Raw genomic sequence first — 25,007 nt, 5'->3', positions numbered from 1 at the left:
CTTTGATAAAAAGGCTTCACTTGGAAGAGATAACGTCATTTGCAAAATCGTTATTCACAATGGCAGAAGCGGGAACTTCCTCTTTCAGCTCTCCTGCATTTTTCATAACTGCAAGCAAGTTATTCCATTCTTCCTCATCAATGATTGGGTCAGTGGCATAAGTTTCTTGAGCTTTATATCGCTCTATACTGCTGGTAACTATCGATGGATCCGCATCTTTAAAATAAGGCATGATCACTTCCGCAATTTCTTCGGATGAGTGCTCATTCACCCAAGTCTGTGCTTTATGAAGACCTCTAGTGAATTTGGTTACCGTCTCTTGGTTCGCCTTTATATAGCTTTGCTTTGTCATAAATACCGTATAAGGCAAATGTCCGCTCTCCACCCCGAAAGAAGCCACTACTTTCCCTCTACCTTCCTTTTCAAAGATGGATGCCTGCGGTTCAAAAAGCTGCACATAATCTCCAGTTCCCGAAGCAAAGGCAGCTGCAATGTTTGCAAAATCGATATTTTGGATCAGCGTCAAATCCTGGTGAGGATTGATCCCTTTTTTACCTAGTGCAAACTCTCCCGCCATCTGCGGCATGCCACCTTTTCTCTGGCCGAGAAATTCACTATTTTTAAGCTGCGACCAGTCAAAGTCACCTTGCTGGTCTCTTGCGAATAAGAAGGTTCCATCGGTTTGCGTTACTTGGGCAAAATTAATGACAGGGTCTTCTGCTCCCTGCTGATATACATAGATCGACGTTTCCGCCCCAACCAAGGCTATATCAATGGATCCTGCCAAAAGAGCAGCCATTGTCTTGTCTCCACCAGCGGTCGTTTGAATCTCTACATCAAGTCCTTCTTCCTTAAAAAAACCTTTAGCGACAGCTACATATTCCGGTGCGTAAAATACGGAACGAGTAACCTCTCCTACTCTTACCTTTACATCCCCGCTGCTTTTTCCGCCCGTACACCCGCTCATAACAACACTCAACAGGAGAACCGGCAGCACAAGCAGCTTCCACCATCCTTTTCCTTTCATCTTAGAACCCTCCCCTAAGTAAGCAATGCAATTTATGAGTATACGTATGCAATGAACTTACAAATGGTTAATGAATTCGGGAGATCATCGCGCCCGTTTCCATATATTTTACATCGTTATGTAAAAAAAGCTGACAGGTCATAATGACCGTCAGCTTTGTTTTCTATTTTTTAAAAGCGAAGTGAATTCATTTCAATACATTTCGTTGCTTTCATCAGAACGATATTTCAAGTATATCTCTCTCTATCTAAGCTCTATAAAGAATAGATCTCTTTATATTTATTCTCTAAATAATCTGCAAGGTAATCTGGATTCAGCTCTTCTCCCGTAATAGCAAGAATGAGTTCAGAAGGTTTACGGGATTTACCGTATTGATATACTTTTTCAGTAAGCCATTCTTTAATCGGTGAAAGATTTCCTTCTCGAAGATAACGATCAAATTCTGGCATTTCTTTTCGCATCGTGTTAACGATCTGTGCAGCATACATATTCCCCAGTGAATACGACGCAAAATAACCAAAATCTCCACTCGACCAGTGTACATCTTGCAAAACACCCAATCCATCGTGAGGAGGTGTCACACCGAGGTATTGTTTATATTTATCATTCCATACGGCAGGAAGGTCTGAAACAGGTAAATTCTCGTTAAATAACATTTTCTCTATTTCATAGCGGATGATGATATGCAAGTTGTAAGTTAGTTCGTCTGCTTCAATACGTATGAGTGAACTCTCTACTTTATTAATTGCGCGGTAAAAAGATTTGACAGACACATCTTTCAGTTGCTCTGGGAAGTAAGACTGTAATACCGGGTAGTAACGCTCCCAAAAAGGAAGACTACGGCCAATCATATTTTCCCACAGTCTCGATTGAGATTCATGAATTCCCATGGAAGTTCCTTCTGCAAGGAGGGTCCCTGCAAGTTTCGGATCGATATTTTGTTCATATAGCGCATGACCGCCTTCATGAAGTGAGCTGAATACGGCGCTTGCCACATCTTTTTCATAATAATGCGTGGTAATACGTACATCCCCTGGATTAAGCCCTGTAGCGAATGGATGTACGCTTTCGTCGAGTCTTCCGGCTTCAAAATCATAGCCCATTTCCCCAAGAATATAGCGGCTAAATTCTTCTTGTTTCTTGATATCGAAAGATTGATCTAGAAAAGAAGTATCCGGTTTATGTACGGAATTTTTGATTTTTTCTTGCAGGGGAACAAGACGCGCTTTTAATCTACTGAATACTTCATCCAGTTTTGCTACCGTGAGATCCGGTTCAAACATATCAAGCAGCGTATCGTAGCGCGTATCTTTCACGCCGTAATAATCTATGAATTCTCTCTTCATTTCTACGATTTGGGATAAGTAAGGTTCAAAAGCAGAGAAATCTCCGCTTTCTTTCGCACTCTCCCACTGCACTTGTGACTTAGGCGCAAGCACACTAAAAGCGTGGAATTTATCCGGCGGGACGGACTGCATACGATTCATTTCCAGCTTTACATCCTCAATCAGACGCTGATCTTGCTCTTGAAGCTGCTTAAATACATCTTCGTTCGTTAAATAAGTGATGAGTTCTTTCATTTCATCCGAGATCGAAATTTTGAATGCTTCCGTTGCCAGCATACCAATGGTCTCAGAACGTGTATCTACGCCCTTACGTGGAGCCCCCGTAGCGAGATCCCAATCAAGCAATCCGATAGCTTCGTAATAACTTTTTATTTTCCGATTCATATTCAAAAAAACTTCGAATTTAGCTTGAATATCGTGATTCATGTCAATGCACCTCGTTTACAATATAATCTCTTCCTATTGATCATACTTTTTGTAAGTCGTATAATCAACTTTACAGACCAGATTACTTATCTTGTTATATAGGAGGGAACGAGTGACTATGAAAATCAAAGTAAACAAGGCTGCAGAAGAGCTTCTTAAAAAAAAGCTTGGCGATAAGCCCGGTGTCATTCGTTTGTTTTACGACACGGAAGGCTGCGGTTGTGTAGTAAGCGGCGTTCCTGCATTTCATATTGTTTCAAACACGGAAGTTTTGGATATTACAATTGAGAGCAATGTCCCGGAGCTCACCTTTATTCTTGACGGCTCAAAGGCTGTTTTTTTTGAGGAAGAACTTATTTTATCCACAGATCCTGGTGATCGTTCTTTGAGACTATCCAGCAACGGACAACATTATGGGATGTACCTGTTTCCGAAGGATACTCGTATACAAGAAACTCAGGACTAATTAGTTAAACCCTATCAATAGCTAGTAAATACCAAGGAGGATGTAACATGGACAACATCAAGGATATTCTGGAACATAACAAGCAGTTTGTAGAAAACCGGGACTATGAGGCTTACATATCAGATAAGTTTCCTCAAAAGAAAATGATGATCGTTACTTGTATGGATACACGACTCGTTGAACTTCTTCCTAAAGCCATGAATTTCCGTAATGGCGATGTAAAAATCATTAAAACAGCTGGTGCTATTATCTCTCATCCATTCGGCAGTGCAATGCGCAGTATTCTTGTTGGCTTGTACGAGCTTGGCGCAAAAGAAGTCATTGTTGTTGGGCATCATGAATGTGGTATGGCAGCACTTAATAGTGATGATATGCTCCATCATATGACGGAAAGAGGAATCTCCGATAAGGTTCTTGATACGATTGAACATTCTGGAATCAATCTGAAAAACTGGCTCCGCGGATTTGATAACGTACAAGAAGGATTGATGGAAACGGTAGAACTGATTCGCAACCACCCTCTCCTTCCTGCAGATGTACCGGTTCACGGTATGATTATCGATCCAAAAACAGGCGCGCTGGATCTCTTAGTCGACGGAAATAAAAATCTTGCAGTGAAATCTTAAATTAATAGAAAAATCTTAATTTATAAAAAAACAAGACCCTGTACATTGCACTTCGTAATGTACGGTCTTGTTTTTTTATTACATTTTCGTGACGCACCTTATACAATCTTCCTGTGGAAAACGAAGAACGGTTGTCAAACCATACAGTATTAGTGTACACTTTTATTCATATTATAGTTATAGAAAACGCTTAATTCCATGTTTGATGTAGCTATAACTTAGTAAAGGAGACATGTCCACTTGAACATACTGTCCTATGGTTTGCTCGGGTTACTCACACGTGACGAATCTTCCGGTTATGATCTTATGCTAAGAATTCAGCCACACTGGCAAGCAAAGCATAGCCAAATTTATCCCATTCTCTCTCGAATGGAAGATGATGGACTGTTATCGGCTCGCTGGGTTGAACAAACAGACAAACCGGATAAAAAAATGTACCGTGTCACAGACAAAGGTATTCAGAAATTATTGGACTGGATGTACACTCCCGTGTCCACCCCTGCTTTAAGGGATGAACTCAATCTTCGTATGATCTGCTTTCAAGTCACGAACCCTATTGTGATGAAGCGATGGGTAGATGAACGCAGAGATTGGTTTGAATCTCGGCTTGCATACTATGAAGCATTGCTTGCCAATTTACCAGAAGAAGCAGTACAGCCAGGCAGCCCCTACTTTGGGGAATACATTGTAAATACGAAAGGAACCATGACGGCAAAAACCGGTATTGAATGGTGCCATTGGGTAAATGGCCTCATGAATGCTCATTATCAAGAACGCGAAGCAACCCGTACACATTAATGATCGAAAAAAATGAAACCAATGTTTTTCTCAAACGTAAATAACTTATGTCACAAAAATCACATTCCAGGAGGGTTTTTCACTCATATGAAAAAATGGTTCAGCTCGAAACGTCTATTAATGGTAATGATGGCTTTTACACTGATTTTCTCTACTCTAGCAATTCCGGATCATGCCGATGCACGCCGCGGTGGTGGATTTAAGTCAGGTACCAAGTCTTATCAAAGTAATCCTAGCCGTTCTAATAACAGTACGAACTCTACTACAAAAAGTAATGCTGCAAATAACTCAGCAAACACAGCAGCCAAAAAGCCAGGATTTTTCAGCGGTGGATCTTTGATGAAAGGTCTGATGATTGGTGGTCTTGCAGGAATGCTGTTCGGAGGTCTTTTCGGTAACATGGGATTCCTTGGCGACATTCTAGGACTTGCAATTAACCTCTTAGCAATCTATGTCATTGTTATGCTTGGAGTAGGTATCTATAGATCTATTAAGAAACGTCGCCTCGAGAATGAAAGATCAGGTAATAACAACGGCGGAAACGGACGGTATTAAGAAATATGGTTATTACAATGGATGAGATCGTGAATGCAATATGCATCCACACTGCAGAACGTAAACAAATTAAGCCAACAGATGTTCAAGTTGAACTTAGTTGGGATGAAGATACTGGTTACAGTGCAGAGGTATGGGCTCAAGGTCGCAGCCAGTTCATCGTTGAAGCAAATATGATTGAAGCGATCTTGCGATATGTTCACCAAGAATATAACATTCGTGCTTATCGTGAAGATGTTACCCTTGAACTTGATGAAGAAATTACGGCTACGATTCGTACTTAATCATTACAAGGTAGTATGATCTCGGTATACAGTAGAAAAAGCGGTCTTAGTGTCATGTCAATGACGCTAAGACCGCTTTTTTATTTTACATCACGTGATTCTTAATGTAGCGAACTTTCTAACGAACTAAGAATAAAAAAACGATTCCCATCAGCTAGTGAAGCTGGTGGGAATCGTTAAAGTTCTTGTGTAGAAATCAATTTCAAAACTCATTTAGAGAATTATAAAATGGATTCAAGTAAATGTATTTATGTATGTTAGTTATAATCAGTTATTATCTACCAGTGTACTCAGATCCATGATCTGCTAGATCCAACTGGATTGGAGTGTAACTAAAAGTTACTACTGCTAGTCCCAGTAGGAGTGCTACGGAAAGAATGGCTTTTTTCATCGGATAAGTCTCCTCTCATAATGATATCGTTTAATATATCATAACATAGCTTTAGCTGTGAAACACTACCAAATTTTCTAATTACTTCAAATAATGATATTGCTTTTTTAAAATATTTATCATTGCCTAACTGATCCGCTGCAAAAAGAATGTGCAGAGTTAGATCAATTGCAACGGAGTGTTCTTGTCTTTTGTGTCTATACAAAGCTAACTGATACTGATAAGCCAAGTAATGCGCTGCCTTAACCTTCTCTTTGTAGTGAGTATAGTCTTTTATGTGTTGTTTTAACTGATTAATTTCTGATTCCACATCGTAATTGTATTGATTCGCGGAACGAAGGATATTTATTAATCCTTGTAGTGCTTGTTCGGGAGTTTTAACTAAAAACTCAACATACTCAGGTATTCTTTCTTGTTTACCATCTAGTACATCAATTTGTAATGTATTTGCTGAAGCAAAAAATTTGAAATCTTCTATAATAAACGTTCCTGTTTCCGTAGAATCATTAAGCCAATCAAGATTCGCATAAAATGATATGTACTCTCTTGATTTGTTAAGTTCACCTAATTTCTGATAGGACAAACTTTTCATCAACGAACTATAACCAAAATAATAAATGATATGTTGTTTAAATTCGTGAGAAGTGGACTCCGTTTCAACGAGTTCCTTGTGAATTTCTTTTGCCAAAGTCATCAATTCGTCTGAGAACGAAAGCACTTCCTCCCAATTCTCTAATGTATAGTTGATCTGAATCAACTTCACGAGTGTGTCTAAGTCGAGAGATTCGTTATAAGGATAATGTTCGTGCATTATTTCCCTCCTCACTATTTAATATCATATTTTTACTATATTTTACATTACATATAACAACAGGTCAATTACATGTAGTATTACTAGTTTTAATAGAGACTTTTAGCTTATTTCACTATTTACACAAGATAAATGTTGCCGTTTTCTTTTCAAAGACTATAATTAAAATCATATATATCCTGTCACAAGAGAGGAGACATTCAGTGCTACCACAAACACTAAGTTATGACTTTGCTTTTACACAAGCAGCGATAGGTATGGCTCTCATTTCCTTAGATGGAACCATTCTAAATGCAAATCCGGCACTTTATGATCTCTTGGGATACACTCGGCCCGATATCATTTCATCTCCCCCTCTTCATTTCATGGAAGACGACATTATTATTCATATCATTCAAGCGGGACAGTCCCTTCAATCTGATCATCGTACCCCCAGTCATACACAGTTCGAACAAGAATACGATCATCCTTCAGGCCAAAAAGTTTCTCTTCGCATCCATGTTTCCATGGTTTTGGATAACAATCAAGTTCCTATACACTATTTGGCTCAATTTGAGAATAACACGAAGATTAAATATATCGAAGAGCAGCTGCAGGTAGCGAAGACCGCTTTACATGATAATGAGAACTTTCTTCAACAGATGTTAGAAGAGCTTTCTCTCACTGTGCTGATTACGAAACACGGAATTATTAAGTATGTGAATCCCGCTGGATTGCAATTGATCTGTGCTGAAAGTATGGATGAAATACTCGGGAAGAGTACAGATCAGTTTGTAGATACCTCAAGTCAGAGTACTCTATTGGAACGTAGGGAAAATTATTATAATAACAAGGAATTAGGATCTGTTCGCTATCTAATCCGATGCTTGAATGGACACAAGAAATATGTTGAAGGATTTTCATTACAGATTACCTTCAAAGGTCAAGATGCCATCATCGGAATCTTCAAAGATATCACAAAGCAAGAAGCAGAGAAAGAACGCACGATGCAATCTGAAAAGCTATCTACTGCCGGCCAATTAGCTGCGGGAATTGCCCATGAAATCCGTAATCCACTTACGGCAATCAATGGATTTATGAAACTGCTCCGCTCCTCTAAGGACAAGTCGGATCAATATATTTCGATTATTGAATCGGAGTTGAAACGTATTGAATTCATCGTGAATGAGCTGCTCGTCTTATCCAAGCCTCAAAGAAATCATACCAGTACACCCCTAAATGTAATTTCTTTAATAGATCAAGTAATTACATTAATGAATGGACAAGCTTCTCTTAAAAACATCCAGATTGTTACACAATACCCTGATAGACCCTTCATTTTAATTATGGGTGTGGAGAATCAACTGAAGCAAGTATTCATTAACTTACTTAAAAATGCACTGGAAGCGATGAATCATGGAGGAACGATCCATGTTTATCTCCAAGTCAATGATAACGAAGTCCAAATCCATGTTCAGGATCAAGGATACGGCATGACCAAGGATCAGATTGAGGCCCTAGGAAAACCTTTTTATACAACGAAAGATACAGGAACGGGCCTTGGTTTTATGATTACACAAAATATTATTCATAATCATGGCGGAGCAATTACAGTAGACAGCATTCTTGAGCAGGGTACCACTTTTACCGTATCTCTACCTAAGATCATGATTGCAGATAAAGAAGATCTATAATCTGTACAGTAAGAAACACTTATTCTACAACCGCTTACATAGAGAACTGTCTCAAGTTGTCCAAGTTTTGGATGTAACGAGACGGTTTTTTTTATTTATTCCTATCTTTCTTTTCGAATGCCATCTATCTTGCATATAACAGTATCAACATATCGCCCAATCTTACCTGTTCCGCTCTGGACAAGGTACTTTTAAAACCTCTTCTTCGTACAGTATCCTAACAGCAGGTAGATGTCCGTCTATCTTCCTAGTCGAACCGTAAGAGGTGAAAACTATGCCAATAAAAAATGGCACTCAGTATATCGAGCGAATAGATCAACAAAATTTAAACCTATGGTATCAAGGAAAAAGAATCACGGGACCTTACTCAAAGCACCCTTTGTTCAGCGGACTCATCAAAACACAGGCTGCATTATACGACTTACAGTGTGATTCTGAGTTTCAAGATGAAATGACTTATCCATCTCCACTCACGGGAGAACCTGTCGGGCTTTCTTTTCTCCCCCCTGTTCATCCAGATGATATCAAAAAGAGAAAACGCATGATGGACCTCTGGTCTGCGAAGCATCATGGTTTTTTGGGCCGCTCTCCAGACTATATGAATACAGCTCTCATGTCTTTATATACGGCAGCTGATATTTTAGAAGAGCATAACCCTGCTTACGCAACGAACCTTCGTAATTATTATACTTACTGCAGAGAACATGATATCACTTTGTCTCACGCTTTTATTCAGCCATTCGCCAGTAAAGTGTCAGGACAAGTGGATTCGCTAGAGAATTCGATTACAGCTAAAGTTATAGAAGTAAATGAAGAAGGTTTTATCATCAGCGGTGCCTTCATGATGGCAACACAAGGAGTCACTTGTGACGAAATGCTCGTATTTCCTACGCCAACACTGTATCCTCTTGATGATAAAAATCCATATGCCTTTGCTTTTGCCATCCCCAATGATCTGAAAGGTATAACCTTTATTTGCCGAGAAAGCAATACTTCCGAGTCTTTCTACAATCACCCGCTCAGTGCAAGATATGAAGAGATGGATACGCTTGTTATCTTCGACCGTGTACTTGTACCACATGACCGAATGTTCTATTATGGCGATGAAAATGTCGGTTATCGTTTATTCAGTGATGGAAATTTCCATACTCATATCGGGCATCAAATTGTATCTCGGTATATAGCAAAAACAGAATTCTTCCTCGGACTTGTAGAATCACTGGCACAAGAACAGAATGTAAGTTTTGATGCTAACATCATTGGTCAAACAGCGAAGATTATGACCATGCTTGAAACGTTTAAAGCTCTTAGAATTGCAGCAGAAGAAGGCGCAAAACAAAACAAGTATGGTTATTATGTTCCAGCATCAAGTCCTCTTCTTGCTTCCAGTATTCTGTTTCCGTCCTTCTATTTAGAAATGGTGGATATGATTCAGCGGCTAGGCTCTAGTGGTATTATTATGATTCCTTACGAAGAAGATCTTTCTTCAGAGGTTGGAAGCTATGTCTATGAGTATTTACACGGTCTGGAGTCCACATCTAAAGATCGTATCGCTCTATTCAGACTGGCATGGGAACTTGGAGCTGGCTCATTCGGGGGACGGCAAAGTCAGTTTGAGCGCTTCTTCTTCGGTAATGCTCAAACCGTCAATTTCCGGATGTTTAACAGTTACGACAACCATGAAGATTATCAGCAGTTGATTCATGACTTCTTAGGAATAGAAAAGAAGAAAACAGATGACGAAGACGACCAATGATTTGAAGTAAATGGTTATAGAACCAAAGAAATAGATTCCTTCGTCCTCCCCTCAGAACTACAGAGCGGGGATGCAAGCTTTATATAATCTAGTGCAAGAAAATAATCTTCATCGTTAGGCACATAGGTCTCTTTCTTCCCTTCCATCAGACAATCTACTTCAATAGAGTACGGAAGTTCCCCAAAAGCATGAACACAGAAAACCGTAGCAAGATGTTGATAAGCCTTAATAACCTCAGGGTGATAAGAGACCATGTACTTGTGTATGGTTAATTGTGTAGCAGCATTCGTATCAAGCTGCCATGTGGCTTGAAATATAACAGATAAGTCCATTTGCAGCTCCGGAACAAAAATACTCAGCTCTTCAAAGAGCAGAGTCGGATATAAAAACTCTGCTCTTTGGGATAGCACTCGGGTAAGTTCATCCGTAACCTGGGATTTCACATGCCAATAATGGTCAGCAGAATCAAAATCAGAGATTTGCCTTGGCCAGCGTTTTTCAAGTAAATACGGAATAGACACTTCTCTACGAACCTCGGGAAGAAGCGTATAATACTGATTCACAGCGTGACTGACCGCATACTGTACACGATGTCTCCAAACATACTTCTCAGGTATCATTTCATCCTTTCTGATCCGGTTCCATGACTTCTCAGACCATAACATCTCTTCTAATTGATAGTCATTCAAAATCCTGTTCACCCTGCTATCAGGAGCATGTTCCATTCTGTACTTCCTCCTTCATCATACTAGCTAAACGATTCGCAAAACGCGTTCCGAACGCGCGGCAATCGTTTTTTTCTTCATCTAAAGGACTATATTCGATCTTCAATGACGACTCCATGATCACTGCGCCTCGTTCCTTAACCTTCGCCTCTGCGGTATCAACTGCTCCGCAGAATAAATCATATGAAGTATCCCCGCTTCCAAAGAGAGAAACGGGGTATCCTGTAAGATCCACTTCATCAAGTTCCTCATAGAAATCTAAGAATTCATCTGGTAAATCCCCGTCTCCCCACGTGTATAGTCCAATCAGTGACCCGTCATAATTCAGCATTTCATCAGCCCTGCACTCTTCAGCCGTCTTCAGAACTGCTGTATGGCCTTGTTTTTTTATTCCTTCCGCAATTAATTCTGCAATTTCCTCTGTGTTTCCCGTTAAACTTGCATATACAATCAAGATGTTAGCCATAGCAATATCCCTCGCTTTATCATGTTATTGCCTCATCATATTTGATAATGATTATCATTGTCAATGTATTAATTCTGTTTTCTTTATCGCCTTTGTAGATGCAAAAAAATACGCCTTCAAAACTGAAGACGTATTTTCATATTTGGTTTCCTTACTTTTCTATGTAAGTCGAAAGGGTTTCCCTCTTTGGCTCCGCCACTATACTCTTTCAGCGGAAAGTTTCTGTTCTTTCGTTAACAACGGTTCAAATTCATATACCCATACTCCGTTATCAGCAACTTTTATTTTTACGAGTCCTTTTTTACGCAATTCTTCTAGAACCTGCTCTGCCGTTTTCTGATCCATCTCTGTATACAATACAATTTCGGAGATCGTAAGCAGCTGATCCTGCTCCATAGCGAGCATTAAGAGTTGCTTTTCCATCCTCCTATTTTTCGTTTTCTTCATACGAGATTGTTCATATAATCCCATGCTGAGGGGAAGTACGCCAAAGATCAGAAACCCGAAATCAAGCCCTGAATGATATACGTTAAAGGAATAGATATATAGTAAAATCGAAAACAAACCAAGACTAATGAGCGTTCATAAAATCCAAACTTTGCTGTTTCCCATGGTTCTCCTCCTTCTTCCTATATCATAAGTTTACCCAAAAAAAGCGAATCAGACCATTTCTTCAGGGAATTCGTTTTGTTTTTTCCGCAGTATTCCGTGGAATACTGGCATGAAAACATAGAATTGTTGTACAATAGTATCTAAATGTTAAAAACGAAGGATGGATTAATTACATGTACGCAGCTCAAGATTGGAAAGACTATGAAGTTATTGATACTGGCGGCGGAGAGAAATTGGAACGCTGGGGAGATATCATCCTTAGAAGACCCGATCCGCAAATTATTTGGCCCCTAAAAAAAGAGACCGGTGCATGGCGCGATGTGCATGGTCATTATCATCGCAGTTCTTCTGGCGGAGGAAACTGGGATATGAAAAAACCGATCCCGGACCGCTGGACGATTTCTTACGATCAGCTTAAATTTTATATTAAACCTACGAGTTTTAAACATACAGGTTTGTTTCCAGAACAAGCAGCCAACTGGCGCTGGATGATGGACAAGATTCAAAATGCAGGAAGACCTATTTCCGTGCTGAACCTGTTTGCTTATACAGGTGGAGCTACTGTTGCTTCTGCCTATGCAGGTGCAAGTGTCGTTCACGTAGACGCTGCAAAAGGTATGGTGCAATGGGCTAAAGAAAACGTTCAGCTCTCCGGCCTCGCAGATCGCCCGGTTCGATTCATAACAGATGACGTATTTAAGTTTGTACAACGTGAAAAGCGCCGCGGAAACCGTTATGATGCGATTATTATGGATCCTCCATCCTATGGACGCGGTCCAAACGGGGAAACTTGGAAGCTGGAACAAAATCTCTATCCATTCCTTGAATCTTGCACCGAAATTTTGTCGGATAACCCATTGTTTATGCTGATTAACTCCTATACAACAGGAATCTCTCCTACGGTTCTATCCAACATGCTGAACATGACAATGACGGATAAGTATGGCGGTAAAATATCAGCAGGTGAGATCGGTCTACCGATTACGAAATCCGGTATGACTCTGCCGTGCGGTATACTGGGACGCTGGGAATCATAAATGATGGTACATGGTCATAATTTACCTCCTATCACCATTCTTTACGAGGACAATCACCTATTAGGTGTCGAGAAGATCGTTAATGTCCCTACACAGGCAGATGTATCGGGTGATATGGACATGCTGAATCTGCTAAAAGAAGATATAAAAATCAGGTTTAACAAACCCGGTAATGTTTATCTTGGTCTTGTTCACCGATTGGACAGACCCGTTGGAGGTGCTATGATTTTTGCAAAAACCTCTAAAGCGGCTTCCCGACTTTCGGATGCAGTTCGGACCAGAAAATTTGATAAGACCTATGTAGCTGTTGTTCATGGTCATCCCCCTGCCCGCCAGGGTAGACTCGAACATACTTTACTCAAGGATGAGAAGACAAATATCGTTAAGGCTGTTCCTAAAGGAACACCAGGCGGTAAAGATGCTGTGCTTGACTACTATGTATTAGGCCAAAATGATCATTACAGCTTAATTCAAGTCGTTCTCCATACAGGGAGATCCCATCAAATTAGAGTACAGTGTAAAGAAATGGGCTGTCCTTTATATGGGGATCAGAAGTATGGTTCCTCTGTAAATAAGCCCGGGCAGCAACTCTCCTTATGGTCTTGTTCTGTCGGTTTCCCTCATCCGGTAACGAAAGAATATGTTCAGCTTATCTCGATTCCACCAAGAGAATATCCTTGGAGTGAATGGCAAGAAAGTATATATCAAAGTGCCGCACGTCAGCCCTTTGTTTAAAAGTAATCAACAAAAAACCGCTCTGCATTAGCAGAACGGTTTTTTGTTTAGCTTTTAATTTGATTGACTTGTGCTAACTTCCGGCTTACCCACAGGAAACCCTTTACTATCCTTAGGAACAGACTTTTTAATGAAGAAAGCAAGAACAAGAGCCACTACAGTAAGAACGGCAGCAATGATAAAGGCAAAATTAATACCATGAATACTAGCTTGCGCCAGTACTTGCGGAGATTCTTGTGCCAATTTTCCAACGGCTGCTGGGTCATTCATATTTACACCAGCTTGATCAAAAACATATTGTTTGAGCGAGCTGCTATAAATGGTTACGAAAACGGCTGTACCAATCGCACCAAATACCGTACGCATCGTATTTAACATAACCGTACCATGCGCGTTTAACTTTTGCGGAATATCATTAAGCGCTGCCGTCTGAATTGGCATCATAAGCAGTGACATACCAAACATACGGAATGTATACATCAGGATCAAATGATTATAGGAAGTGTCCATCGTTAATTTACTGAATTCATAGGTTGTCACTGCGGTGATTACCAAACCAATAATACTCAACCACTTGGCACCAAACTTATCAAATAATCCACCAGTAATCGGAGACATAATCCCCATTACAATCGCACCCGGTAACATGAGGAGACCGGAATCAAATGCACTGATACCGCGTGTGTTCTGTAGATAAATAGGAAGCAAAATCATACCTGAAAACATCGCCATATTCACTACAACGAGAATTACCGTATTCAAGGAATACATGCTGTTCTTAAATACACGGAACTCGAGTAACGGAGTTTCTAGTTTGAACTGTCTTAAGATAAAGATGAGCAATGCAATTGCACCAACAACAAGACAGGAGATGACAACCGGGTCTCCCCAGCCTTTTGAACCAGCATCACTGAATCCATATAGTAAACCACCAAATCCCAATGTAGATAAAACAACAGAAACCATATCAAGCTTAGGATTACTAGTAGCAGTTACATTTTTCACGAAACGCATACCAATAAGTATGGAGATGATCGCAATCGGAAGAATAATCCAGAATAAAGTTCTCCAATCGTAATTTTCAACAATATAACCCGAAAGTGTAGGACCAATAGCCGGAGCTAAGATCATGGCAATCCCGATGGTCCCCATTGCTCTTCCCCGTTGTTCTATTGGGAAAATGTTGAGAACCACAACGTTAAGCAAAGGCATCATAATACCTGCGCCCGCTGCTTGAATAACACGTCCTGTCATCAGAACAGCAAAATTAGGGCTTATGCCACATAACAGGGTACCGATCGTAAATAGACTCATACCCGTAATAAAGATTTGTCTGGTGGTGAATTTAGCCATCAGATAGGCAGTCACTGGCATGAGTACACCATTAACAAGCATAAACCCGGTAGACAACCATTGTACAGTCGTTTCTGTAATATTCAGGCTTCCCATAATACTAGGCAATGCAACGTTAAGCAATGTTTGGTTCAGGAATGCAACAAACGCACCTAGCAGCATTGCAAATAAAATGGGACCTTTCTTTACTTCTCCAGCACTAGAAGGCTGGTTCGCAGCAATACTACTCATAAAAATAAATCATCTCTCTTTCTCCATCTTTTGAATCATAAGTGAATGAATGCGTAAAAGATTTTCAATATCTTCCTTGGGTAAATCCATCATCGGAGCTACCCGCTTCATAAACAATTGATACATTTTTTCTTGGGTTTCTTTGCCTTTCTCCGTTACATGAAGCTCGAGTGACCTTCTATCCTGTAAACATCTTTCCCTCACAACCATCCCTGCTTTAACCAGACGATCAATGACTCCACTCATCGTGCTGTTTCCCATATGACAAAGTTCAGCGAGTTCCGAAAGACCAATATTCGGATGTTCAACCAGAATGGACAATACGAGGAGTTGAATCCTGGTTACTTCGATCTCCCCATTACCCTCATCAACCCAAAAGTTACGGTGAAACGTCTGTGATACTTGGCGGAAAGAATTGAAAATACGGTACATCTCATCATAAGCCATCATTATATTCACCCTAATTAGTTATTATATATAATATTTCGTATACGAAATATAAGGGTTACAAAGTAATATTATAACCCGTTAATGAAAATAGTCAACTATTTTCATATGTAATTACTTTCTTAATTAAATATGTACATAAATAAAACCAGAAATATAATATATTCCTGGTTTAAGTCCGTTTATTTAAGAAGATTGTTTAGTTGTTGCCGTTTGGGTTGTGATTTTTGACAAGAGGTACACCAGCAACTGCTGATTATGCGATGAAATCTTACTTAATGTCTGATCTATGAATTCTTCTCTGATCGTCGTCCCGCGTACCGCTTCGAGCCTCCCTTTTTCACTTAATGTTATCCACACGACCCTTCGATCGCGATCATCTCTTCTTCGTTCTATTAACTCATGTTTCTCCATTCGATCAAGCAGCATCGTAACCGCTGCAGGTGTAGTAGCTAAATAAGGCGTAAATTCAGAAGGTTTCATTCTTGGGTGTTCCAGCAAAAGTTCCAGTACAGTAAGTTGGGCTTCGGTCAATACAGGAGCCAGTTCCTGTTCCATATGTGATTTGTAATCCTTCGTTAGTATGGACCACAATTTTACAAATTCGGAAGAATGCATTCATTTCCTCCCCTTTCCATGGATTAGGTACAAAATGTACACAATGAACTTTGATTTACATGGTCTACTATTCACCAGCTGAATTATCTTTGCTAGATGAACATTTCGCTGTTTTTGATAAGAATCCTTCCCCATTTTTGGCACTCGACCCTTATCGACGAAGGTTCTTAATCTTCCCAAAAAAGCATCAAAAAAAGTCCTCCATGCCGTATTTTGGCATGTGGAGGACTTGTTATGACATCTATTTTAAACCTACTCAGATAATTGTAGAATTTTCACAATCAAATCTGTCTTATCAGCAGCTGCAATCGATTTACCGACACTTTTCTTGTCAGATATCGGTGCTGACTCCGTCGAGAACGGAAGTGTTTTTCCTTGTTCAGTCCAAGCTAGTAATGATTTAGGCTCTTTCACATGATAAGCGGCAACAATTCGGGTTCCATTGGATCTTACTCTTTTTCCTTCTTTGAATTCAAAGGTAATGACTCCCTTACCTCCACGGGTTTGCAGAGGATAATCAAGTAACAATGAACGCTTACCATATCCAAGTTCCGTGATGGTGAAGACTTCACCCTCATCTTCGTCGACCCATAGTGCTGCGACTACTTCATCATCGTCTTTTAACTGAATGCCTTTAACTCCGCCAGATACACGGCCCATAGAATTGACTTCACTTTCTAAGAAGCGTATGCTCATTCCATTTTTCGTCACGAGAAGAATATGTCTATTACCTGTACTTAATTGTACTTGAATGATCTCATCCCCTGCTGCTACTTTACAAGCTGCTACCGCGGATGAACGTTTTGTTGCATATTCCTTAAGTTCGGTACGTTTTACTTGACCGCGTTTGGTTATAAATACGAGACTTGATCCTTCTTGTTCAAAATTACGAACAGGAATGACACCAATTACTTTATCTTCTTTGGATAGAGGAATTACATTGACAATGGCAGTCCCAGGTTCCTTCCACTTAAATTCAGGAATCTGATGGACGGGAAGCAAGAAGTATTGTCCCCGCTGTGTGAAAACAAGCAAGTTATCAAGTGTATTAACGTCAAGAATTGAGGTGATCAGATCACCATCTTTGACACCTGAACTTGTGCGCTCTGCTCCTGATCTAGTAAATGACAGCATACTCGTCCGTTTGATATATCCGTCATTTGACAAGGTCACCAGCACATCTTCTGAATTCACCAATACTTCAAGATTTACTTTCAACTCTTCTACCTGTTCTTGAATTGCTGAACGACGATCTATCCCGTATTTATCGCGTATTTCTTTCAGTTCCTTACGTATGATACCAATCAATTTACGGTCGCTCTCCAAAATACTACGTAACTCTTTCACTTTTTTCTGGATTTCATCCAGCTCTTTTTGAAGTGTTGTAATTTCAAGATTCGTTAATCGGTATAATTGCAAAGTTAGAATGGAATCCGCTTGTCTTTCAGAGAATCCAAACATCCATTCCAGATTGTTTTGTGCATCTTGGCGATTCTTGGAGGCTTTGATTGCGGCAATCACTTCATCAAGGATATTCAGAGCCTTTACCAATCCTTCAAGGACATGTGCTCTGTCTTCTGCTTTTTCCAAATCGTATTTAGTACGATAGGTTACCACTTCGCGTTGATGCTTAATGTAAGCTTCCAATATTGGTTTCAAGCCAAGTTGATGCGGCGCTTTATTAACAATCGCCACCATATTGAAATTATAAGTGACCTGTAGATCTGTCTTTTTGAACAGGTAAGCTAAAATACCTTGTGCATCTGCATCTTTTTTAAGTTCAACAACAATTCGCAAACCTTCTCGGCCGCTCTCATCGCGAACTTCTGCAATTCCCTCGACTTTTTTCTCTAAACGAATCGTCTCCATCGCGGTAACAAGGCGTGATTTCACGACTTGATACGGGATTTCCGTAATCACAATTTGCTGTTTACCGCCGCGAAGATTCTCGATATCTGTCTTGGAACGGATATAGATACGACCTTTTCCCGTACGATACGCATCAAGGATTCCTTCGCCGCCCATAATAATGCCGCCTGTCGGAAAATCTGGACCTTTAATGAAGGTCATGATCTCGTCAAGTTCGATCGAAGGTTTCTCCATCACCGCAATACAAGCATCAATGACTTCTCTTAAATTGTGAGTAGGAATCTCGGTCGCAAAACCTGAAGAGATCCCGCTCGCCCCATTAACCAACAAGTTTGGATAGCGGGAAGGAAGCACCACAGGTTCTTTCGCCGTATTATCGAAATTGTCTTTAAAAAGAACGGTACGTTTCTCAATATCACGCAAGATTTCCATAGCAATGGGTGATAATCTGGCTTCTGTATAACGCATCGCCGCAGCCGGATCGTCATCTTGTGAACCCCAGTTACCGTGACCGTCAACGAGCACATGGCCCATTTTCCATGGCTGTGCCATACGTACCATCCCATCATAGATGGAGGAATCACCATGGGGATGATAATTCCCCATTACGTCCCCTACTGTTTTTGCTGATTTCCGATACGGTTTATCAGGCGTATTATGGGAATCATACATCGCATACAAAATACGTCTTTGCACAGGTTTTAGCCCATCTCGTACATCGGGGATGGCTCTATCTTGAATTATATATTTAGAATACCGGCCAAAGCGATCACCAACGACTTCTTCTAAAAATGCCGGCAAAAATTGTTCTGGTAAACTCATTCAAAGCACCTTCTATTCTTCGTACTCTGTAAAATCAACATTTTCTACAATCCAGCGTTTACGTGGATCTACTTTGTCACCCATCAGGGTGGATACTCTTTTTTCTGCTTTTGCTGCATCTTCTATCTGCACTTGCAATAAAGTTCTGGACTCTGGATTCATTGTCGTTTCCCACAATTGATCCGGATTCATTTCACCCAGCCCCTTGTATCTTTGCAGTTCGAAACCTTTTCCAAATTCTTTTAAATAATCTTGTAGTTGTTCGTCAGTCCATGCGTATCTTGAGGTCTGCTGCTTACCGGATTTACGAGAAATTTTATAAAGCGGCGGCTGAGCAATATAGACTCTGCCTGCATCAATGAGCGGTTTCATGTAACGATAGAAAAATGTAAGTAAGAGGACCTGAATATGCGCTCCATCCGTATCTGCATCCGTCATAATGATAATTTTGGAATAATTGCTGTCTTCTACGGCAAATTCAGTTCCAATTCCTGCACCAATTGCTGCTGTAATGGCACGATATTCTTCATTTTTCATAATGTCAGCAAGTTTCGCCTTCTCGGGATTCATCGGCTTCCCTTTAAGTGGCAATATCGCCTGGATCTTCGAATCTCTACCCTGTTTGGCGGAACCACCAGCAGAGTCTCCCTCAACGATAAACAGTTCGTTTTTTGTAAAATCTTTAGATTGGGCTGGAGTCAGCTTGCCTCCTAGATTTGAACTTTCGCTGCGTTTTTTACCGGTACGCATATCGTCTCTTGCCTTACGAGCAGCCTCGCGCGCTTTTGAAGCCTGCACTGCTTTTCTAATCAGTGTCTGTGCAACTTGTGGATTTTCTTCTAAAAACCGATGTAAGTTCTCGGTCACGACCTGATCTACTGTACTTCGTGCTGATGCGCTTCCGAGCTGGTCTTTGGTCTGTCCTACAAATTCAACTTCAGACATCTTGACGCTGATAACTGCCATCATACCTTCTCTTAAGTCATTACCTTCCAAATTTTTATCTTTTTCTTTAATCATACTTGTTCGACGGGCATAATCGTTCATCACCCGTGTGTACGCCGTCTTAAATCCCGTTTCGTGCGTACCCCCGCCTCTGGTTGGAATGGAGTTTACGAACGAAGCAATGGTTTCGGTATATCCAGCATTATATTGAATCGCAATTTCGACTTCGATATCATCCTTTTCCGCATTAAAATGGATGACTTCGTTTAAGACGTCTTTGCCTTCGTTCAAATATTCAACAAACTGCTTTGCTCCACCTTCGTAATAGAATTCATCCATTTTGCCAGAGCGATCATCCTTCAGTACGATCCTGAGACCTGAATTCAGGAAAGCAATCTCCTGAAGACGCTCCGACAACGTATCGTAGCTTAGTGCAATCCCGTTTTTGAATACCCTGCTGTCCGGTTTAAATGTCACTTTCGTTCCGGTACGATTCGTATTCCCAAGCACCTCAAGCCCTGTTACCGGTTCACCAACATGCTCTTTTCCCTTCTTATCTACCCAGTATTCAAAGCGCATCCGGTGAATTTTACCTTCACGATAAATCTCAACTTCAAGCCATTCAGACAAAGCATTAGTAACCGATGCGCCTACGCCGTGCAAGCCACCCGATTTTTTATATCCGCCACCGCCGAATTTACCGCCAGCATGGAGAATCGTATATACGACCTGCGGAGTAGGTACTCCTGTCTTGTGCATCCCTGTCGGAATACCGCGTCCATTATCATAAACGGTAACTGAACCATCCTTATGTAGCGATATTTCAATTTTGTTACAATACTTAGCTAAATGTTCATCGACAGCATTGTCGACAATCTCCCATACTAAATGGTGCAAGCCTGAATTACTTGTGCTACCAATATACATCCCTGGTCTTTTCCGTACTGCAACAAGTCCTTCCAGCACCTGAATATCATCAGCGCCATAACCGGCTTCTATATCTTTGCCGGAAACTCCAGCAGATAGATCCATTTCCTGGGCCATAAATGCTCCCCCTCTTATGCCTTCACTCATTTATGAATGATCACACTTTTAGAATATTAATATATTTCACAGTACAAGCGGATCTTCTCTATAGAAATCCCTAAAAAATCTATAGACAAATTTTGGAAACCTATTCTGTTTTTACCTTAAAACTTCGAAAAATGCAAACAGATGTTTTCTTATCCTTGTCCATTTTAATTCAAGATATCCCGTTTCGTAAAGACAAGGAATGAAACAACCAGTGCAATGAGTCCCCAGACGGTAAGAACTCCAAGTGAAAATACTAAAGTCATTCCCTCAATCGGCGGCAAAGTACCTGATAGGTAACCAGTGAGACCAAGGTTCACCATGAATAAATATTTGGCAGTGCTCCAAGACGAAGCCATATTCGTTAAAATACTTCCTGCAATCAGTGCAGCCATCATAATGACAATACTCGCAGAAGTACTCCTTACTAGAGTAGACACCATAAAAGACAGGATTGCCACGATGATACTGACAAACCATAAGAGCCCAGATTGCATTAGTAAATATTTCCACTGGGGCACCATATGTACTTTTGACATATCCACATCGGAACCATGGATTTGAAAACCGGTAAAGATGGGCATCGTAAATCCTTTATATCCAAAAAAGAGTCCTGCTATAAGATAGCATATAACAAATACAGCAAGAACAAGAAGAGAAACGAATAAAAATAAGGTAAGGAGTTTGCTTAACAGGATTTTCCATCTTCGGACAGGTCTCGTTAGCAGCATTTTAATCGTTCCCGATGTTCTCTCTCCAGATACAAGATCTGAGGCCATTGCAACCACAAGCAAAGGAATAAACAAGTTAATGGAATTGTTCATAAACTCTCTTGTAAACGTAACCCCGCTAGGCTCATTCGGATTAAGATCATGTTCGAGATAATATTGAAGCTGCTGAATATAAATCCTGCGATATTTCTTCCATTCCTCTGGTACCCGATCACTTCCGAGTGAATTCTGATTATCCGTGATCGCTTGCTGCATTTCAAGTCGCCAGTCATTTCCAAACTTTTCGCGCTTTGTTTCAGACTCTTTCATCTGAGCATAGGTAAACATCGGCGTTAATACAAGCAAAACGAGTATAATCACATAAAATCTTTTTTTCTTGATCATTTTAATGGTCTCGTTCTTAACTAAGGGCAAGAGACTATTCAATAGATTCACCTTCTGTCATTCGTAAAAATAACTGTTCAAGTGTAGGATGTACTCTTTGTACTCCCTCCACTTTTACTCCTGCAATGACCATGGTTTTCACCATTTGTGATACGAGTTCCTCCGGCATTTCAGTAATAATCGCATTTGGTCCAAGATTCGCGATCAAAGTGTCATCTAACATGGATGTATCTCGCAGTCTCTTAATCCGCGGATGATTCGTTAACCAGCGTGATCCTTCATCAATTGGTGTTACATGCCAGACCGTGATATTACTATAGTCTCCAATTAGTTCATCGACTTTACCTACAGTGAGCACTTCACCATTATTAATAATAGCCACTCGATCACACAGAAGCTGGATCTCACTAAGTAAATGACTGCTGACAAGAACGGCTAAACCTTCCTCTGCCAGTTTTTTAATAAAAGCCCTCAGTTCCTTGATCCCTTTGGGATCAAGACCATTCGTTGGTTCATCTAATATAAGTAGTTTTGGATTTCCAAGAAGCGCTTGGGCGATACCTAAGCGTTGACGCATCCCCAAAGAGTATGTGCTCACTTTATCATGTATTCGCTGATCCAGTCCCACTATCTTCGTAACTTCATAGATCCGCTCCTCCGTGACGTCCGGAAGCATTCGTGCAAAGTGTTCCAAATTCTCAAATCCTGTTAGATAATTATACATCTCCGGGTTTTCGACAATAGATCCTACATACCTTAATGCTTGCTCGGGTTTTTGGTGTACAGGGTATCCGCACACCTCCACAACCCCTTCTGTCGGTTTAATTAAATCAACAAGCATTCGGATTGTCGTTGTCTTCCCAGCTCCATTCGGACCTAAAAACCCAAAGATTTCGCCAGCGTGCACTTCAAAAGTAACATCTTTAATAATCCACTTACGCCCTATCTTTTTTTTCAGATGCTTCACAGACAATACGATTTCTTGCGACAGATATTCACTCATCGCCCATCTCCACCTTTTTTCCATGTTGATCAGTGATGCCAAGTACTTCTACAATTCGCTCTGCCATCTCTTCATAACCCTGTGCATTCGGATGAAAATGGTCACTGGCAAGCAGCTGCGGCACATTGTTCTCAAACAGGTCAAATGTAGGCGCAAGTGCCATCTGATCATAGGTACTTATCAGTTCAAGTACTTTACTATTCCATGTAGTTACTACAGCATTCCCAACTTGTTTCAGATCTTGCAAATCATTGAATGGATTATATAAACCAACATAAACAATCTCGGCGTTAGGATTAATCTCCGCTATTTTTTTCAACACTTCTTCGAGCGAACCTGAGGCTTTGGGCAAAAGCTTAAATAGTGCAGCAGTGTCCGGAATATTGATATCTGCTCCTTGACCCGCCTGAGCACCTTGAAACAAATCATTTGCACCGATGGAGAGCAGAATAAGATTAGATTGTTCCAGCGTATATTTCACACCTGCTTCATCTAGTTGAGGAAGAAGTTTCTCAGCAGTAAGTCCATTGATCGCTAAATTTGCTGTAACTCTAACTTCTTTTCCATCTTCTTTAAGCATACTGACAACCCTGCGAACAAACCCCTTTCCCTCATCATCTCCAGTACCTTTGGCAAGCGAGTCACCAATAGCAGCAATTTTAATTTCTTTGGATTGTTTGATAGGGGAAGCAGTAGTCGTCTCTTTTTGTTCAGATATGAAATCAGTGTCACCTGACGGATTCACTATATCCTGAACGGCTATAATAAAGCCATATATAAGTACGAACGTCACAATGATGGATACCGTACTTACAGTGATCCAAATTTTACTTGATGACTTCACAAAAACATTCCCTTCACGCTGTATTTACTTACAGTAACCATAAAACTTCCAGTCCCTATTTGCAAATCAATGTCTCTCTCTTCTTTACTATCTGCCAAAAATGAAAAAAAAGACCTCCAACAATCGTGGAGATCTCAAAATAACTTCAAAATAGTATGGCACCTAAAAAATATGGCATCTTGCATGTAAAGGTAAATCTCATAAGGTGATGATATTAGTCAAAGGTTAGAAATAAATTATTTTCCGACAAAAGCTTGTACCCAGTACCCGTTAACATATCCTACGCCAATCAACGTGAAATTCTTATTCATGATATTTGCTTTGTGACCTGGGCTGTTCATCCAAGCTTTTACCACTTCTGCAGGCGTTTTTTGCCCTTTGGCAATGTTTTCACCCGCATATTTATAAGTGATTCCAAACTTCTTCATCATATCAAATGGAGATCCATAAGTTGGAGACGTATGGCTGAAATAGTTGTTATCATTCATGTCTTGGGCTTTTGCTACAGCCATTTTAGTAAGATTCGTATGAATAACAAGCGGTTTGAGGCCTGCCTTCGCACGTTCCTTATTTACCAGTGACACCACTTCTTTCGCATAAGCAGATACGACAGAAGAACTGCTTTGATCTTGACTTGTGCTGTTATTGCCTGTACCACTGTTCGAATTGTTATTACCCGAACCTGATTCGGGTTTTTGTACGGTCCCTCCTATGTAACCATTCTGCTGCAACCACTGCTGAATATATTTGCTATAGCTTTGACCTTTTTGAGTAGATAGAGAATGAGCGGAAGCAATTCCTGTTCCAGGAATCAACATTCCAGCTGCAAGAACAGCGGAAAGACTTCCTGCAATGATTGTTTTTTTAAGAACGTTCTTTTTCAAAATAATTCAACTCCTAAATTAGTTATTACAATTTTGTAACTGTTATGTTTAGGATTATATCAGCACTTTCC

At 40.3% G+C, this 25,007-nt stretch carries 24 protein-coding genes; 9 read left to right on the top strand and 15 right to left on the bottom strand.

All coding sequences use genetic code 11. From position 1 onward, the window contains the following. Positions 1 to 16: 16 nt before the first annotated feature. Positions 17 to 1,027 carry an ABC transporter substrate-binding protein gene (locus PV403_RS05835; protein ID WP_213529436.1) on the bottom strand — a complete coding sequence of 337 codons (1,011 nt, stop codon included), beginning with the start codon at positions 1,025 to 1,027 and terminating at the stop codon, positions 17 to 19. Between the two features lie 254 nt (positions 1,028 to 1,281). Next, entirely contained in the window at positions 1,282 to 2,799 is a 1,518-nt protein-coding gene (locus PV403_RS05830; RefSeq protein ID WP_213529438.1) for a carboxypeptidase M32, read from the bottom strand. 118 nt (positions 2,800 to 2,917) lie between these two features. Here PV403_RS05830 and PV403_RS05825 point away from each other — a divergent pair, with 118 nt between their 5' ends. The 5 genes from PV403_RS05825 (at position 2,918) to PV403_RS05805 (ending at position 5,528) form a co-directional block, all read left to right on the top strand. After that, positions 2,918 to 3,265 (top strand): iron-sulfur cluster biosynthesis family protein, encoded by a 348-nt coding sequence (locus PV403_RS05825; RefSeq protein ID WP_213529440.1) that lies wholly within the window; start codon positions 2,918 to 2,920, stop codon positions 3,263 to 3,265. A 47-nt stretch (positions 3,266 to 3,312) separates the two neighbouring features. Continuing rightward, positions 3,313 to 3,891 carry a beta-class carbonic anhydrase gene (locus tag PV403_RS05820; RefSeq protein WP_213529442.1) on the top strand — a complete coding sequence of 193 codons (579 nt, stop codon included), beginning with the start codon at positions 3,313 to 3,315 and terminating at the stop codon, positions 3,889 to 3,891. Between the two features lie 240 nt (positions 3,892 to 4,131). Then, a complete protein-coding gene (locus PV403_RS05815) occupies positions 4,132 to 4,689 on the top strand; it encodes a PadR family transcriptional regulator (protein WP_213529444.1) in 558 nt (185 codons plus the stop codon). An 87-nt stretch (positions 4,690 to 4,776) separates the two neighbouring features. Then, on the top strand, positions 4,777 to 5,244 hold the full coding sequence (locus tag PV403_RS05810) for a hypothetical protein (protein ID WP_213529446.1): 468 nt from the start codon (positions 4,777 to 4,779) through the stop codon (positions 5,242 to 5,244). A gap of 5 nt (positions 5,245 to 5,249) precedes the next feature. Next, positions 5,250 to 5,528, top strand: coding sequence for a YxcD family protein (locus PV403_RS05805; protein ID WP_213529448.1), 279 nt, complete (start codon positions 5,250 to 5,252; stop codon positions 5,526 to 5,528). Positions 5,529 to 5,860: 332 nt separating this feature from the next. On the opposite strand, the gene PV403_RS05800 is transcribed toward PV403_RS05805, so the two are convergent. After that, complete coding sequence (locus PV403_RS05800) at positions 5,861 to 6,730, bottom strand: hypothetical protein (protein ID WP_213529450.1); 870 nt, start codon at positions 6,728 to 6,730, stop codon at positions 5,861 to 5,863. A 203-nt stretch (positions 6,731 to 6,933) separates the two neighbouring features. On the opposite strand from PV403_RS05800, the gene PV403_RS05795 reads away from it, so the two are divergent. Both PV403_RS05795 and PV403_RS05790 read left to right on the top strand, forming a co-directional pair. Continuing rightward, positions 6,934 to 8,403: an ATP-binding protein gene (locus PV403_RS05795; RefSeq protein ID WP_213529452.1), complete on the top strand. Its 1,470-nt coding sequence runs from the start codon at positions 6,934 to 6,936 to the stop codon at positions 8,401 to 8,403. A 274-nt stretch (positions 8,404 to 8,677) separates the two neighbouring features. After that, complete coding sequence (locus PV403_RS05790; protein WP_213529454.1) at positions 8,678 to 10,159, top strand: 4-hydroxyphenylacetate 3-hydroxylase family protein; 1,482 nt, start codon at positions 8,678 to 8,680, stop codon at positions 10,157 to 10,159. A 14-nt stretch (positions 10,160 to 10,173) separates the two neighbouring features. Here PV403_RS05790 and PV403_RS05785 read toward each other — a convergent pair whose 3' ends face one another. The 3 genes from PV403_RS05785 to PV403_RS05775 form a co-directional block, all read right to left on the bottom strand. Next, on the bottom strand, positions 10,174 to 10,884 hold the full coding sequence (locus tag PV403_RS05785) for a hypothetical protein (protein ID WP_213529456.1): 711 nt from the start codon (positions 10,882 to 10,884) through the stop codon (positions 10,174 to 10,176). Further along, entirely contained in the window at positions 10,868 to 11,350 is a 483-nt protein-coding gene (locus tag PV403_RS05780) for a flavodoxin (protein WP_213529458.1), read from the bottom strand. Before PV403_RS05780 ends, PV403_RS05785 begins: the two co-directional genes overlap by 17 nt. Positions 11,351 to 11,548: 198 nt before the next feature. Next, positions 11,549 to 11,773 (bottom strand): ArsR family transcriptional regulator, encoded by a 225-nt coding sequence (locus PV403_RS05775; RefSeq protein ID WP_332083833.1) that lies wholly within the window; start codon positions 11,771 to 11,773, stop codon positions 11,549 to 11,551. A 362-nt stretch (positions 11,774 to 12,135) separates the two neighbouring features. On the opposite strand from PV403_RS05775, the gene PV403_RS05770 reads away from it, so the two are divergent. Together PV403_RS05770 and PV403_RS05765 are read left to right on the top strand one after the other, a co-directional pair. Then, positions 12,136 to 12,999 carry a class I SAM-dependent methyltransferase gene (locus tag PV403_RS05770; RefSeq protein WP_213529462.1) on the top strand — a complete coding sequence of 288 codons (864 nt, stop codon included), beginning with the start codon at positions 12,136 to 12,138 and terminating at the stop codon, positions 12,997 to 12,999. Further along, complete coding sequence (locus PV403_RS05765; protein WP_213529464.1) at positions 13,000 to 13,734, top strand: RluA family pseudouridine synthase; 735 nt, start codon at positions 13,000 to 13,002, stop codon at positions 13,732 to 13,734. Between the two features lie 54 nt (positions 13,735 to 13,788). Here PV403_RS05765 and PV403_RS05760 read toward each other — a convergent pair whose 3' ends face one another. The 9 genes from PV403_RS05760 to PV403_RS05720 all read right to left on the bottom strand — a co-directional run bounded on the left by PV403_RS05760 (position 13,789) and on the right by PV403_RS05720 (position 24,936). Then, positions 13,789 to 15,318, bottom strand: coding sequence for a DHA2 family efflux MFS transporter permease subunit (locus PV403_RS05760; RefSeq protein WP_213529467.1), 1,530 nt, complete (start codon positions 15,316 to 15,318; stop codon positions 13,789 to 13,791). Positions 15,319 to 15,327: 9 nt separating this feature from the next. Continuing rightward, entirely contained in the window at positions 15,328 to 15,768 is a 441-nt protein-coding gene (locus PV403_RS05755) for a MarR family winged helix-turn-helix transcriptional regulator (RefSeq protein ID WP_213529469.1), read from the bottom strand. 183 nt (positions 15,769 to 15,951) lie between these two features. Then, complete coding sequence (locus PV403_RS05750; protein ID WP_213529471.1) at positions 15,952 to 16,383, bottom strand: MarR family winged helix-turn-helix transcriptional regulator; 432 nt, start codon at positions 16,381 to 16,383, stop codon at positions 15,952 to 15,954. A gap of 252 nt (positions 16,384 to 16,635) precedes the next feature. Continuing rightward, complete coding sequence (gene gyrA, locus PV403_RS05745; protein ID WP_213529472.1) at positions 16,636 to 19,074, bottom strand: DNA gyrase subunit A; 2,439 nt, start codon at positions 19,072 to 19,074, stop codon at positions 16,636 to 16,638. Between the two features lie 12 nt (positions 19,075 to 19,086). Further along, entirely contained in the window at positions 19,087 to 21,063 is a 1,977-nt protein-coding gene (gene parE, locus PV403_RS05740) for a DNA topoisomerase IV subunit B (protein ID WP_213529473.1), read from the bottom strand. Between the two features lie 194 nt (positions 21,064 to 21,257). After that, positions 21,258 to 22,247, bottom strand: a complete 990-nt coding sequence (locus tag PV403_RS05735) for an ABC transporter permease (RefSeq protein ID WP_332083831.1) — start codon at positions 22,245 to 22,247, stop codon at positions 21,258 to 21,260. After that, positions 22,240 to 23,208 (bottom strand): ABC transporter ATP-binding protein, encoded by a 969-nt coding sequence (locus PV403_RS05730; RefSeq protein ID WP_213529475.1) that lies wholly within the window; start codon positions 23,206 to 23,208, stop codon positions 22,240 to 22,242. Before PV403_RS05730 ends, PV403_RS05735 begins: the two co-directional genes overlap by 8 nt. Further along, the gene (locus PV403_RS05725; protein ID WP_332083830.1) at positions 23,201 to 24,052 is read right to left on the bottom strand and encodes a GDSL-type esterase/lipase family protein; all 852 of its coding nucleotides are present in this window, start codon (positions 24,050 to 24,052) and stop codon (positions 23,201 to 23,203) included. The genes PV403_RS05730 and PV403_RS05725 overlap by 8 nt, the downstream gene beginning before the upstream one ends. A 236-nt stretch (positions 24,053 to 24,288) precedes the next feature. Beyond that, positions 24,289 to 24,936, bottom strand: a complete 648-nt coding sequence (locus PV403_RS05720; RefSeq protein ID WP_249716821.1) for a CAP domain-containing protein — start codon at positions 24,934 to 24,936, stop codon at positions 24,289 to 24,291. Positions 24,937 to 25,007 lie beyond the last annotated feature (71 nt).

The organism is Paenibacillus sp. GYB006, assembly GCF_036577645.1.
Taxonomy (GTDB): Bacteria; Bacillota; Bacilli; order Paenibacillales; family Paenibacillaceae; genus Paenibacillus.
This window is presented reverse-complemented; position numbering and strand designations above follow the sequence as displayed.

What these genes read in the sequence shown, in the direction of transcription:
- PV403_RS05785 (WP_213529456.1), bottom strand. Translation starts at nt 10,884, where the DNA reads ATGGAACATGCTCCTGATAGCAGGGTGAACAGGATTTTGAATGACTAT.
- gyrA (WP_213529472.1), bottom strand. Translation starts at nt 19,074, where the DNA reads ATGAGTTTACCAGAACAATTTTTGCCGGCATTTTTAGAAGAAGTCGTT.
- PV403_RS05805 (WP_213529448.1), top strand. Translation starts at nt 5,250, where the DNA reads ATGGTTATTACAATGGATGAGATCGTGAATGCAATATGCATCCACACT.
- PV403_RS05790 (WP_213529454.1), top strand. Translation starts at nt 8,678, where the DNA reads ATGCCAATAAAAAATGGCACTCAGTATATCGAGCGAATAGATCAACAA.
- PV403_RS05810 (WP_213529446.1), top strand. Translation starts at nt 4,777, where the DNA reads ATGAAAAAATGGTTCAGCTCGAAACGTCTATTAATGGTAATGATGGCT.
- PV403_RS05765 (WP_213529464.1), top strand. Translation starts at nt 13,000, where the DNA reads ATGATGGTACATGGTCATAATTTACCTCCTATCACCATTCTTTACGAG.
- PV403_RS05820 (WP_213529442.1), top strand. Translation starts at nt 3,313, where the DNA reads ATGGACAACATCAAGGATATTCTGGAACATAACAAGCAGTTTGTAGAA.
- PV403_RS05750 (WP_213529471.1), bottom strand. Translation starts at nt 16,383, where the DNA reads ATGCATTCTTCCGAATTTGTAAAATTGTGGTCCATACTAACGAAGGAT.
- PV403_RS05835 (WP_213529436.1), bottom strand. Translation starts at nt 1,027, where the DNA reads ATGAAAGGAAAAGGATGGTGGAAGCTGCTTGTGCTGCCGGTTCTCCTG.
- PV403_RS05800 (WP_213529450.1), bottom strand. Translation starts at nt 6,730, where the DNA reads ATGCACGAACATTATCCTTATAACGAATCTCTCGACTTAGACACACTC.
- PV403_RS05760 (WP_213529467.1), bottom strand. Translation starts at nt 15,318, where the DNA reads ATGAGTAGTATTGCTGCGAACCAGCCTTCTAGTGCTGGAGAAGTAAAG.
- PV403_RS05775 (WP_332083833.1), bottom strand. Translation starts at nt 11,773, where the DNA reads ATGGAAAAGCAACTCTTAATGCTCGCTATGGAGCAGGATCAGCTGCTT.
- PV403_RS05730 (WP_213529475.1), bottom strand. Translation starts at nt 23,208, where the DNA reads ATGAGTGAATATCTGTCGCAAGAAATCGTATTGTCTGTGAAGCATCTG.
- PV403_RS05780 (WP_213529458.1), bottom strand. Translation starts at nt 11,350, where the DNA reads ATGGCTAACATCTTGATTGTATATGCAAGTTTAACGGGAAACACAGAG.
- parE (WP_213529473.1), bottom strand. Translation starts at nt 21,063, where the DNA reads ATGGCCCAGGAAATGGATCTATCTGCTGGAGTTTCCGGCAAAGATATA.
- PV403_RS05830 (WP_213529438.1), bottom strand. Translation starts at nt 2,799, where the DNA reads ATGAATCACGATATTCAAGCTAAATTCGAAGTTTTTTTGAATATGAAT.
- PV403_RS05825 (WP_213529440.1), top strand. Translation starts at nt 2,918, where the DNA reads ATGAAAATCAAAGTAAACAAGGCTGCAGAAGAGCTTCTTAAAAAAAAG.
- PV403_RS05770 (WP_213529462.1), top strand. Translation starts at nt 12,136, where the DNA reads ATGTACGCAGCTCAAGATTGGAAAGACTATGAAGTTATTGATACTGGC.
- PV403_RS05755 (WP_213529469.1), bottom strand. Translation starts at nt 15,768, where the DNA reads ATGATGGCTTATGATGAGATGTACCGTATTTTCAATTCTTTCCGCCAA.